This is a genomic window from Enterobacter cloacae complex sp. EB5 (genome assembly GCF_031432835.1).
GTDB classification, from domain to species: domain Bacteria; phylum Pseudomonadota; class Gammaproteobacteria; order Enterobacterales; family Enterobacteriaceae; genus Enterobacter; species Enterobacter hormaechei_C.
In genome coordinates this window covers 3,610,951-3,622,968 of record NZ_CP133860.1, presented here as the reverse complement: position 1 = coordinate 3,622,968, position 12,018 = coordinate 3,610,951, and the positions used below count along the sequence as shown (strand labels likewise).

12 protein-coding genes are annotated in these 12,018 nt (G+C 60.2%); 4 read left to right on the top strand and 8 right to left on the bottom strand.

The genetic code is table 11. The features are described from left to right. Positions 1-8: 8 nt before the first annotated feature. Together RHN82_RS17480 and RHN82_RS17475 are read left to right on the top strand one after the other, a co-directional pair. A complete protein-coding gene (locus tag RHN82_RS17480) occupies positions 9-440 on the top strand; it encodes a tripartite tricarboxylate transporter TctB family protein (RefSeq protein WP_003859443.1) in 432 nt (143 codons plus the stop codon). An 11-nt stretch (positions 441-451) separates the two neighbouring features. Further along, positions 452-1,966 carry a tripartite tricarboxylate transporter permease gene (locus RHN82_RS17475; protein WP_017693012.1) on the top strand — a complete coding sequence of 505 codons (1,515 nt, stop codon included), beginning with the start codon at positions 452-454 and terminating at the stop codon, positions 1,964-1,966. Here RHN82_RS17475 and menE read toward each other — a convergent pair whose 3' ends face one another. The 8 genes from menE to RHN82_RS17435 form a co-directional block, all read right to left on the bottom strand. Continuing rightward, positions 1,967-3,328 (bottom strand): o-succinylbenzoate--CoA ligase, encoded by a 1,362-nt coding sequence (menE, locus tag RHN82_RS17470; protein ID WP_047053311.1) that lies wholly within the window; start codon positions 3,326-3,328, stop codon positions 1,967-1,969. After that, positions 3,325-4,290 (bottom strand): o-succinylbenzoate synthase, encoded by a 966-nt coding sequence (gene menC / locus RHN82_RS17465; protein ID WP_047053309.1) that lies wholly within the window; start codon positions 4,288-4,290, stop codon positions 3,325-3,327. The genes menE and menC overlap by 4 nt, the downstream gene beginning before the upstream one ends. Beyond that, on the bottom strand, positions 4,290-5,147 hold the full coding sequence (gene menB / locus RHN82_RS17460) for a 1,4-dihydroxy-2-naphthoyl-CoA synthase (protein ID WP_003859452.1): 858 nt from the start codon (positions 5,145-5,147) through the stop codon (positions 4,290-4,292). Before menB ends, menC begins: the two co-directional genes overlap by 1 nt. Continuing rightward, positions 5,144-5,920: a 2-succinyl-6-hydroxy-2,4-cyclohexadiene-1-carboxylate synthase gene (menH, locus tag RHN82_RS17455; RefSeq protein WP_047053307.1), complete on the bottom strand. Its 777-nt coding sequence runs from the start codon at positions 5,918-5,920 to the stop codon at positions 5,144-5,146. The genes menB and menH overlap by 4 nt, the downstream gene beginning before the upstream one ends. Further along, positions 5,917-7,587: a 2-succinyl-5-enolpyruvyl-6-hydroxy-3-cyclohexene-1-carboxylic-acid synthase gene (gene menD, locus RHN82_RS17450; protein ID WP_047053306.1), complete on the bottom strand. Its 1,671-nt coding sequence runs from the start codon at positions 7,585-7,587 to the stop codon at positions 5,917-5,919. The genes menH and menD overlap by 4 nt, the downstream gene beginning before the upstream one ends. Positions 7,588-7,675: 88 nt before the next feature. Beyond that, positions 7,676-8,971, bottom strand: coding sequence for an isochorismate synthase MenF (menF, locus tag RHN82_RS17445; RefSeq protein WP_047053305.1), 1,296 nt, complete (start codon positions 8,969-8,971; stop codon positions 7,676-7,678). Positions 8,972-9,057: 86 nt separating this feature from the next. After that, positions 9,058-9,363 carry a stress response protein ElaB gene (gene elaB, locus RHN82_RS17440; RefSeq protein ID WP_017693006.1) on the bottom strand — a complete coding sequence of 102 codons (306 nt, stop codon included), beginning with the start codon at positions 9,361-9,363 and terminating at the stop codon, positions 9,058-9,060. Between the two features lie 53 nt (positions 9,364-9,416). Further along, complete coding sequence (locus tag RHN82_RS17435) at positions 9,417-9,878, bottom strand: GNAT family N-acetyltransferase (RefSeq protein ID WP_047053303.1); 462 nt, start codon at positions 9,876-9,878, stop codon at positions 9,417-9,419. Between the two features lie 71 nt (positions 9,879-9,949). Here RHN82_RS17435 and rbn point away from each other — a divergent pair, with 71 nt between their 5' ends. Both rbn and RHN82_RS17425 read left to right on the top strand, forming a co-directional pair. Further along, complete coding sequence (gene rbn / locus RHN82_RS17430) at positions 9,950-10,867, top strand: ribonuclease BN (RefSeq protein WP_047053302.1); 918 nt, start codon at positions 9,950-9,952, stop codon at positions 10,865-10,867. 64 nt (positions 10,868-10,931) lie between these two features. Next, positions 10,932-11,936: a chemotaxis protein gene (locus RHN82_RS17425; protein WP_047053300.1), complete on the top strand. Its 1,005-nt coding sequence runs from the start codon at positions 10,932-10,934 to the stop codon at positions 11,934-11,936. The last annotated feature ends 82 nt before the right edge of the window (positions 11,937-12,018 follow it).

The following is a 12,018-nucleotide window of genomic DNA, read 5'->3' as shown; positions in this document are numbered from 1 at the left end:
GAGGCGCTATGAGCGATCGCATTTTTGCCGGGATATGGCTGCTGCTCTGCATTGGCGGCATGTTCGTCGCCTGGCAGATCCACAGCGAATACAGCTATGAACCCGTGGGGCCACGCCCCTTCCCCGTCGGCATTGTCGGCCTGATGCTGCTCTGTTCGGTGGCGCTGCTGCTGCGCCATCCGGATACCGTGGAGTGGCCGCCACGCCGTACGCTGCAACGTCTGCTGGTAATGGTAATTGTCCTGCTGATGTACGCGTGGGGCTTTGAGTGGCTCGGCTTCCCTATTGCCACCGCCCTGCTGACGATGGTGATTGGCATACTGTTTAACGCCTCGCTGCCTGCGGCGGGGATCTCCGGGGTCGTACTGGGCATTTTACTCTGGTACGCCTTCGACCGCCTGCTGGACGTGACCCTGCCACTCGGCGCATGGTTTAACTAACGGAGCACGCTATGGATACCTGGATCTATCTCTCTCAGGGGTTCGCGGTAGCGATGACCCCGGAAAACCTGGTGATCGCCCTGATCGGCTGTTTCGTCGGGACCATCGTCGGCCTGCTGCCGGGCCTTGGGCCTATCAACGGCGTGGCGATTTTACTGCCGCTGGCCTTTGCGCTGCACCTGCCTGCGGAATCGGCGCTGATCCTGCTGGCGACGGTTTATATCGGCTGCGAATACGGGGGGCGTATTTCCTCGATACTGCTTAACGTGCCCGGCGATGCCGCCGCCATTATGACCGCGCTGGATGGCTATCCGATGGCGCAGCAGGGACGCGGCGGCGTGGCGCTCTCTATTTCCGCCGTCAGCTCGTTTTTTGGCTCCCTGATCGCCATTGGCGGCATCATCCTCTTCGCCCCGGCGCTGGCCCAGTGGTCGCTGGCGTTTGGTCCGGCCGAGTATTTTGCCCTGATGGTGTTCGCCATCGCCTGCCTCGGCAGCATGATGGCGCAGAATCCGCTGAAGTCGTTTTTGTCTGCGTTGATTGGCCTCAGTCTGGCCACCGTCGGCGTGGATGCCAACACCGGGGTTTATCGTTTTACCTTCGACAGCGTTCACCTCTCCGACGGCGTGCAGTTTATCGTCGTGGTGATTGGTCTGTTCTCTGTCTCAGAAATCTTACTGATGCTGGAGCATACCAGCAGCGGGCAGACGCTGGTGCGTAAAACCGGACGTATGCTCTTTAATGCCAAAGAGGGGGCGCAGTGTATTGGCGCCACCCTGCGTTCGTCGGTGATCGGTTTCTTCGTCGGCATTCTGCCCGGCGCCGGGGCGACTATCGCCAGCGCCATCACCTACATGACCGAGAAAAAGCTGAGCGGTAACAGCGACAGCTTCGGCAAAGGCGATATCCGCGGCGTGGCGGCGCCGGAGGCGGCGAATAACGCCTCGGCCTGCGGCTCGTTTATCCCGATGCTGACCCTCGGCGTGCCGGGCTCCGGCACCACGGCGGTAATGATGGGCGCGCTGACGCTCTATAACATCACCCCGGGTCCGGCGATGTTTACCGAACAGCCCGATATCGTCTGGGGTTTAATTGCCGCCCTGCTGATCGCCAACGTGATGCTGCTGGTAATGAACATCCCGCTGATCGGCCTGTTCACCCGTATGCTGACCATTCCCCTGTGGTTCCTGGTCCCGGCCATCGCCGCCGTCTCTGCGGTTGGGGTGTACGCGGTGCACAGCACCACCTTCGACCTGGTGTTGATGGTGCTGCTCGGCGTGCTGGGCTACATTCTGCGCAAGATGCACTTCCCGATGTCGCCGCTGATTTTAGGGTTTGTGCTGGGGGAAATGCTGGAGCAGAACCTGCGCCGCGCCCTCTCCATCAGCAACGGCAACATGGGGATCCTGTGGGAAAGCAGCGTGACGAAGATCCTGCTGGCAATGGCGATTATGGTGATTGTCGTGCCGCCGGTGCTGCGCTGGGTCCGCCGACGCCAGCACAAACCGCAGCCGGATATCGGCTGATTAGCCCCTCAACAGGGCATTGACCCACTGCTTTAACGCCTGGCGGGAGATTTTAATCCCGCCATTTTTCAGTTCTGACGGCAGCGCCAGCCAGTGTACCGGCTGCTCAAAGCGCGCCAGCCTGCCCTGAACCCACTCCGGCAACAGCGTGATATCCGTGCCCGGCTGGCATTCCACTACCGCCACCGGACGTTGCCCGTACTCGGCATCATCCAGCGGAACGACAAACGCCTGGCTTACCTGCGGATGCGTGGCGATAACGCGCTCCAGCGCTTCCGGCTGGATCCCTTCTCCGCCGCTGAAAAAGAGATTGTCCATTCGGCCCAGAATGGTCAGGCGTCCGTCATGCCACTCGCCGCGATCGCGGGTGGCAAACCAGCCCTGCTCATTGACCAGCGGCAATAATGCGCCGTCTCGCCAGTAGCCCGCCGCCATGCTTTCCGCCCGGAGCCAGACTTCACCGTTCACCACCTGAACGTCTCTGCCCGGCAGCGCGCTACCCACGTCCGGCGCGCCGTCGGCCTCTTTGGCGCAGACGGTGGAGGCGAACTCGGTCAGACCGTAACCGCAGAACGTACGGATCCCCTGCTCCCGCGCCTGTTCGGTCAGCGCAACGGGGATTTCCGCCCCGCCGAGCAGCACGGCTTTCAGCGCGACGGGATGGTGTGAATTAAGCAGCCGCCACAGCTGCGTTGGCACCAGCGAGGCGTGGGTACAGCCCTGTAGCGCCTGCTCCAGCGGCTGTTTTTCACGCACGGTAAGGCGGCCTCCGCCCTGCAACCAGCGCCACAAAATCCCCTGACCGGAGACGTGAAACAGCGGCAGAGAGAGCAACCAGTCGTCGCTATCGCCGTAAGGCATCAGCGCCAGCACCCCTTTTGCGCTGGCAAGGTGGGCGGCACAGGTGTGCACCGCCGCTTTTGGCAAACCGGTGGAGCCGGAGGTGAGCGTCATTGAGGCCAGCCGTTCTGCCCGCCACGTCACGCCGCCCTGCCCCTCGTCCTCTCTTAATGCCAGCGCGGGCAGACCGTCATACTCACCGTTAAGTACCAGCGCAAAACGCAGGGTCATCTGCGGCAGGAGGACGTCCAGCAGCGGACGGGGAAGCTGAGGGTTCACCGGCAAAATGCGGGCGCCGCACTGAAGCAGGGCCAGCCAGGCCAGCAGGGTCTGCGGATGGTTGTGGGCGAGCAGCATGACGCCGTCACCGTCCGTAACGCCCTGAGACTGAAAACCGGCTGCGAGACGATCGATACGCTCGCCCAGCTGAGACCAGCTGAGCGTTATATCGTCTAAACGCAGCGCGGGTTTATCGGCACGCCGGGTGCGCCAGTGCCGCCACGGCCAGTCGGTAAAACTCATCGCAGTGGCTCCAGCGCCCCGACGTCGAGGCACGGCAAGGTGCTGCCAGGCCACTGGCGAATCAGCTGGGCCTGCATCAGGTTTAGCGTATCGAGACCGGGAACGGTGTCCGGCGTTAACCATGCAGCAATGCGCGCCAGCTGCGTCAGCCCGAGGCTGGATTCGATGGATGAACTGATCACCGCCGTCAGCCCTGCGGCATGGGCCGCCGCAACCTGCTCGCGCACCTTGTCGAGGCTGCCGGTCAGCGTTGGCTTAATCACCACGGCCCTGACGCCCGGCTCGGCGGCAAACGCGAAATCGGCTTCGCGCAGGCTCTCATCCCAGGCGATGGCAATGCCGGTTTCCCGGGCGAAGGCGCGCGAGTCGTCGCGCGTTTTGCACGGCTCTTCGAGAAACGCGATGCGACTGCGGTACGCCGGGTTGACGTACTTCGCAAACTGCTGCGCCCTGAGCGGTGTCCAGGCGCGGTTGGCGTCGAGGCGCAGGTGCAGATCGGGAATGGCTTCCAGTAACAGGTTAACCACCATTCCGTCGCGCACCGCTTCGTACAGGCCAACCTTTATTTTCGCCACCTTCTCGCCAGGCATCCCGGAGAGCAGTGCGAAAAGTTCATCCGGATCGCCGGTACAGAGCGGCGCGGCGCGATAGTTCGCCGCATCCGGCAAACTGCCGTCCAGCTCTGCCAGCGCACAGCTGATACCGAACGCGGCGGAAGGAACGTCCGGCAGCGCCGGATCTGCCCCCTCACACCATTCGTGCGTCCAGGCCATCAGCGCAGCCTGCGCCTCATCCAGCGTTTCCAGGCTAAAGCCCGGAAGCGGGGCGATTTCGCCCCACCCTTCCCGCTCGCCCTGCCGGAGATGCACGCAAAAGCCGTCACGGGTTTTTAACCGCCGTTCACGCAGCACCACGCCCGCGTCCATCGGTATCTGCCAGCGGTAAACCTGCGCGCAACGCATTACGGGTTCCGTTTGTATTTGCTGAAGTCTGGCTGGCGTTTTTCGTTGAACGCGTTGCGCCCTTCCTGACCCTCTTCGGTCATGTAGAACAGCATGGTGGCGTTACCCGCCAGCTCCTGAAGGCCCGCCTGACCGTCACAGTCGGCGTTGAGGGCCGCTTTCAGGCAGCGCAGCGCCATTGGGCTGTTTTGCAGCATTTCGCGACACCAGCGCACGGTCTCTTTTTCCAGATCGGCGATCGGCACCACGGTGTTAACCAGCCCCATATCCAGCGCTTCCTGGGCGTTGTACTGACGGCACAGGAACCAGATTTCGCGGGCTTTTTTCTGACCGACAATGCGCGCCATATAGGACGCGCCCCAGCCGCCGTCGAAAGAGCCGACTTTCGGACCAGTCTGACCGAAAATGGCATTTTCCGCCGCGATCGTCAGGTCACACATCATGTGCAGCACGTGACCGCCGCCGATGGAATACCCTGCTACCATCGCGACCACCGGTTTTGGACAGGTGCGGATCTGGCGCTGGAAATCCAGCACGTTCAGGTGGTGCGTGCCCGCATCATCCTGGTATCCGCCGTAGTCACCGCGCACTTTCTGATCGCCGCCGGAGCAGAAGGCTTTTTCCCCTTCCCCGGTGAGGATGATGACGCCAATAGTGTCGTCGTAGCGGGCATCCGCCAGCGCCTGGATCATCTCTTTTACGGTCAGCGGACGAAACGCGTTGCGCACCTGTGGACGGTTGATGGTGATTTTGGCGATACCATCGGCGGATTTGTGGTAACGAATGTCGGTGTAGCCTTCGGAGCAGTCCTGCCATTCAACCGGCGCGTAAAGCATGTGTTCATCAGGATAGATCATAGCGTGTCCTTTGTTCGATAACGCAGTATCTGAGCCAGACTCGCGGCAACCGCGTCCGGGTTGTCCCGGTGGGCGTTGTGTCCGGCGTGAGGGATAGCATGACGCGTGGCGTTGAGTTCAGCAGCGATGGCTGCAAACTTCCCGTCACGTTCGCCATAGAGATAGTCAAAAGAAAAATCACGCGCGGTGAGCGCGGGACGTAAATCAGGCTGAACGGCAAGCGAGGTGGCTTCCAGCATCTCTGCCAGCCTCGGGCCGTTGTTCCGGCTGCGCAGCGCGATCAGCACCTTGCGCTGTTCATCCGTAAGGGAGGCAAAGACCGGCTGTTGATACCAGTCGGCAAAGACGGCCTCCAGCGGCTCACTGCGAAACCGTGACGCCCAGCGGCGGTCAGAGGTCAGCCGCGCATGGCGCGCATCGGCGTCTTGCAGGCCCGGGTGTCCACCTTCCACAATCACCCCGTCTAACCCCGCAGGATGCTGGCAGGCATGGAACATCGCAATGCGGCCGCCGAGGGAGTACCCCACTAGCCAGTATTTTAGTATGTTGTAACTAACAAGGGTATGCGTGAGCAATTCACTTACCTCTGCAAACCCCGTCACGCCCGTATCCGCTGAACCACCGTGCCCGGGCAGGTCAAGGTAGAGCCGGGGGTAGTCATGCAGCGACGCCCCGACAGCCTGCCACTCGCGACAGTCGCCGGAAAAACCGTGCAGGAAAACCAGCCAGGGGTAGCCTGGTTTTCCTGGCTGGGAGACGCCTGCGAGGATCACAGGTGACTCACCTGGGCCAGCAGATGTTGCAGCTTCTGCGCGCCGTCAGCATCGTTTACCACCAGCTCAATCAGCGTCGCGCCAGGCTGCCGCCAGGCGGTGTTCAGCGCCGTCTCCAGCGCGTCCCAGTTTTCCGGGCGATGGTACTTCAGGCTGAACATGGCGGCGGCGTGTTCGAACTGCACGTTTTGCGGCATCAGATAGAAACGCTCACGCTCGCTTTGCGGCGTCGGCAGCAACGAGAAAATCTGCCCGCCGTTATTGTTCACAACAATCAGCACGAACGGGGCCGACGCCTGACGCAGGAGCGCCAGCGCGTTGAGATCGTAGAGGGCTGAGAGATCCCCCACAATCGCCAGCGTGGATTTCGCGCTGGCCCGCTGTACGCCAGCGGCGGTGGAGATCAGGCCGTCAATGCCGCTCGCGCCCCGATTGCTGTACACCGGATATCCCGCCGGCAGCTGCGAAAAGGCGTCAATCAGGCGCACCACCAGGCTGTTACCGACAAAAAGTTGTCCCTGCTCGGGAAGATATTTGCGGATACGGTGCGCCAGCCCGGCTTCACTGAATTCCTCGCACTGGGCTTTGGTGAGTTCCCACGCCTGACGTGACAGCGCCGGGATCTCCACCGCCCAGGGTTTGCGTTTTTCCGCCGGATGCAATTCCAGCCAGCTGTCAATATCGCTCACCAGGCGGCGGCCACGATGGTGCGCCGGGTCAAGGCGTCCTTCGAGCGGGTCCACCAGCCAGTACTCTTCAGGCGTACAGGTGGCCTGCCACTGGAGCAGACGCTTCCCCGTCAGGCTCGATCCCAGCTGGATGACAATCTGCGCCTGCGCCAGCTCGGTAACCGCTTTCGCGTTACCCAGCCAGAGGTCGGCGCAGGGCAGCGGCTGGCCCGTCTGGGAAAGCACGTCACCAATCAGCGGCCAGCCAAGCGTTTGTGCCCACTCCGCCGCCAGCTTGCCTTCCGCCGCACTCATTCGCCCGGCAATCACCACGCCGCGCTTCTGACGCCAGAAGAACCAGTCGCGCTGTTTTGCGCTTTCCAGATGCGTCTGCTCGCGCAGCCAGGGTTTTTCGCTCTCCCACCAGTCTCCCAGCTGCTGTTGCCAGGCGAGGCCGGTATCGTTCATTTCACCGTACAGCGGCTCGGCAAACGGGCAGTTAATGTGCAGCCCGCCGCTGCGCAGTGCGTTCATGGCATGGTCAAGGGTTGAGACCAGCCAGCTGGCGGGAATGTCCTGGGTGGGGCGCGGCAACGAGACCGTCTGTGAAGGATGCGAGGCAAAAATGCCAGGCTGACGAATCGCCTGGTTAGCGCCGCAGTCAATAAGTTCCGGGGGACGGTCGGCGGTGAGTAAAATCAGCTTTTCGCCGGTTAACCCCGCTTCTATCAGCGCCGGATAGAGGTTCGCCACCGCCGTGCCGGAGGTGACTATCACCGCCACGGGCGCTTTGCTGACTTTCGCCAGGCCGAGCGCCAGATGGCCCAGACCACGCTCATCAAAATGGGTGTGGTGAATAAAAGCCCGGTTTTCCGCGGCAGCAAGGGTGAGCGGCGTGGAGCGAGAGCCCGGGGCAATACACACATGCCTGACACCATGACGGGTCAGGGCTTCAAGGATCACCGCCGCCCAGCGTCGGTTAAAAGAACTTACTGACATGAGATTGTCCAGTATCAAGAATGCGACACAGTATAAATAATAGAAAAAGTCAGAATTTTGATATGAATCGGGATTGCACGAATCAGTATTAATCCCTTAGGAGAAGGGAACGCAGCCCGGCGGCCTTGTTTTCGATCTCCTGCCACTCCTGCTCCGGATCGGAGCCGCTGACGATGCCCGCCCCCGCATAAAGACGCAGCGCATCGTCGTGAACGCGGGCGGAGCGTAATGCCACACAGAATTCGCTTTGATCGCGCGATAAATAGCCCGCCGATCCGGCGTACCACTCCCGGTCAAACGGCTCCACTTTCGCAATAAATTCTCGCGCCGCCTGTCGCGGCAGTCCGGCCACCGCCGCCGTCGGTTGCAGAATATGCAGGCACTGCTCGTCGTCAGGCTGTTTAAGTTCGGTCCAGATACAGCGACGTAAATGCTGCACCTTGCGCAGACGCAGCACCTGCGCAGGCAGGATCTCCAGCGTCCGGGTATGGTGCTGAAGACGCTGGCAGATATCTTCCACCACCAGCATATTTTCCCGCTGATTTTTGTCGTCGTTCATCAGCCAGTCGCCCAGACGCTGGGCCTGTTTATCGTCAGAATGGCTGGCGACGGTGCCTGCCAGCGCTTCAGTGCGCAGCAGCGTGCCGCGTCGCCGCCACAGGCGCTCGGGCGTCGAGCCGAGGAACGCGTTGCTGGCGTCAAAGACCATACAAAAATGATAGCAGTTGAGGTTTAGCGCGCGGCTGGCGGCCATCAGCGCGATGGCGTTCACGGACTGCTGGCACTGCACGTCTGTAGCACGTGCGAGCACCACTTTCTCAAAATCGCCGCGAGCAAGGGTATCCGTCGCCTGACGAATCAACGCCAGCCATTCCGGTTTTTCCGGATGATGGGTTTCCTGCACAATCTGCACGGACAACGGGCGGATCGGCGCGGCGTCGCGCAGGTTATCGACAAAATTCAGCGCCTCACGGCCATCTTCCCGCAGCGACGTTTCGCTCCACAGTTGCAGACGCAGCGTGGCGACCCCGCCAGACCGTCGCCAGAGAAGGCGCGGTAAAAACAGCTTGCCCTGCGCCGGGTTGAAGGCGTTCAGGCCGCAGATACGGGTGTCATTGGCTACGTCGTGGGCGTGCAAAAAGCGCGAGGCCGAAGCCAGAGAATCAAACTGGGCGAGGCTTCCGAGCGCGGCAAGTTCTTCATCGCCGCTGCGCTGTTGCCAGTAAAACTGAGGATAGCATCGCTGCACGCCCAGCCAGGCCAGCGGATCGAAGGCGTCGTTTAACGGGAAAGAGACATCGAAATGGCGTAAACCGGGTGTAGCAGGCAATGCTTGCGCAAGCTGAGTGCGCAGGCTTTGCAGCGCGAGGAAAATCGAGTGCACGCGAACCTCTCCCTGTTAAAGCCTTATATTATACGGGGTACTGACGATAAATAGCAGTACCCACGTGTAGGGAGTGGTTTACCGGCTTAACGACGGGCTAACAGCAGACCCAGCACCAGCCCTACGGCCGCACCGACCCCAATGCCCTGCCACGGTTTTTCATGCACATAATCGTCGGCACGATAAACCGCTTGCTTGGCGCGGTAGTAGTAATTGTCGGAGGCGTTACTGACGCGGTTTTTCACGTCATGCAGCGCCTGCTCGGCGCGGGCTTTGAGCTCAATGTACTTCTGATCGGCAGGATCGCCTGAAGAGCGCAGCACTTCTTCCAGCGTTTCGCTTAGCAGCGTCAGGTCGTCGTCGACTCGGGTATCCCAGGATTGAAATGACATATTTTTCTCCATGTTAGTACACCAGTCCGGTAACTATAGACAACGTCTTGCTATTACGCCTGTTTCGCTTCGCGTGCCATGCCGATGTGTGGGATGCCGTCTTCGTCGTAAATGTCCGTGACCGGGGTAAAACCAAAATGGCCATAGAATGATTGCAAATGCGCCTGCGCCCCCAGGTATAACGCCTTGTCCGGCCACTGTTTCTGGCATGTGTCCAGCGTTTTTTCCATCAGCTGATAGCCCAGCTTTTCACCGCGCGCGCGGCCGCTGATAATGACGCGCCCAATGACGACAGGGTCAAAATCCTCTTCGCTTTTCAGAATCCTCGCATACGCCACCAGCTCGTTATCGCGCCAGCCGAGGATGTGCCGGTTCTCGCCGACCAGGTCATCGCCGTCGATATCCTGATACGGGCAGGTTTGTTCAACCACAAAGACTTCGCAGCGCAGCTTGAGCAGGGCGTAGAGTGATTGCACGGTCAGTTCGCTGTGGTGTAGATCTTGCCACTGGATCATGTGTTTCTCCTTCCTGGGGTTCATCACGTTATACTAAACCCCTTCCCATTCGGCAAAGGGCTGATTGCGTTATGGAACTGATTTTTCTGGGTACGTCCGCCGGGGTGCCAACCCGCTCACGAAACGTGACGGCGATTCTGCTGGATCTTAAGCATCCTACCCGCGGTGGGCTGTGGCTGTTTGACTGCGGCGAGGGTACGCAGCATCAGCTGCTGCATACCTCCTACCACCCGGGGAAAGTGGATAAAATATTTATCACCCATCTGCACGGCGACCATCTGTTTGGCCTGCCGGGCCTGCTGTGCAGCCGTTCGATGGCCGGTAACGCTAACCCGCTGACCATTTATGGCCCTGCGGGTATTCAGGAATTTGTTGAAACCACGCTGCGCCTGAGCGGTTCGTGGACCGATTATCCGCTGGAGGTGGTGGAGATCGGCGAAGGTCTGGTGTTTGATGACGGAGATTATCAGGTGCGCGCTTACCCGCTTAACCATCCGGTGGAATGCTACGGCTATCGCGTTGAGGAGCATGACAAGCCCGGGGCGCTGAACGCCGCCGCGTTGCAGGCCGATGGGGTGAAACCTGGCCCGCTGTTTCAGCGTCTGAAGCACGGCGAGACCGTCACGCTGGAAGACGGGCGCGTCATCAACGGTCAGGATTACCTCGCGCCGCCGCAGCCAGGCAAAAAACTGGCTATTTTTGGGGATACCGCCCCCTGTCCTTCGGCGCTGAGGCTTGCCGGGGGTGTGGATGTGATGGTGCATGAGGCGACGCTGGAAGCGGCGATGGAAGAAAAAGCCAACAGCCGGGGGCACAGCTCAACGCGTCAGGCGGCGCAGCTGGCGCGTGAGGCTGGCGTCCGGAAACTGATTGTCACTCACGTCAGCTCACGCTATGACGTCCGCGGCGCTGAAACCCTGCTGGCAGAGTGTCGGGAAGTATTTCCGGCATGCGAGCTGGCGGAAGATTTTGCTCAGGTCAGCGTTTAGTCCTTCATTTTTCCCTCAGCGTGCCGATAACGATTAAAAGGCCAGCATTTCTCTTGAGGGTAGAATGGATAATTTCCAGAAAGATATTGATGACAGGGCGAACCTGACCCTGTCCAACCGTTTTGAACTGTTGCTGTTCCGTCTTGGCACCTCTCTGAACGAAAATAAATCCGAGCTGTTCGGCATCAACGTGTTCAAATTGCGCGAAATTGTGCCGATGCCGACCTTCACCAAACCGGCGGGAATGAAGTCTCCGCTGATGGGGATGGTGAACATTCGCGACCAGGTGATCCCGGTGATCGATCTGGCCCCCGTCGCCGGCTGCAAGCCAGCCACCGGGCTGAACATTTTGCTCATTACCGAATATGCCCGCAGCGTGCAGGCATTTGCCGTGGAATCGGTGGAAAACATCATGCGTCTGGACTGGAAGCAGGTGCACGCCGCGGAAACCGCCGTCAGCGGTCGCTACATTACCAGCATTGCCTGCCTGGACGAGAAGACCGATACCAACGATCTGGCGATGGTGCTCGACGTGGAGCAGATCCTGTACGACATCACCCCGGCGAATCACGATCTGCACGCCACCCATCTGGAAACCACCAAATTCAACATCAAGCCTGGCTCGGTCGCGATTGTTGCAGAAGATTCGAAAGTGGCGCGCTCAATGCTGGAGAAGGGATTACAGGCGATGGAGATCCCGGCTCAGCTGCATATCACCGGCAAAGATGCGTGGGAGAAAATCACTCAGCTGGCCGCGCAGGCTCAGGCTGAAGGCGTCCCCGTTACCGATAAGATTGCCCTGGTATTAACCGACCTCGAAATGCCGGAGATGGACGGCTTTACGCTGACGCGCAAAATCAAAACCGACCCGGTACTGAAAGATATTCCGGTGGTGATCCACTCGTCTCTTTCCGGCAACGCGAACGAAGATCATATTCGCAAAGTGAAGGCGGACGGCTATGTGGCGAAGTTTGAGCTGAACGAGCTGTCGTCGGTCATTGAAGAGGTGCTGGACCGCTCGATGAAGAAGATTGAAGGGCCGCTTATAAGCAGGAAGCAGTTAGCTTAGTCGGGTGACGCTTCGCTTACCCGACCTACAAGACCCGTAGGCCCTGCAAGCGTAGCGCCGCTGGGCAATAAAAAAGGCAACT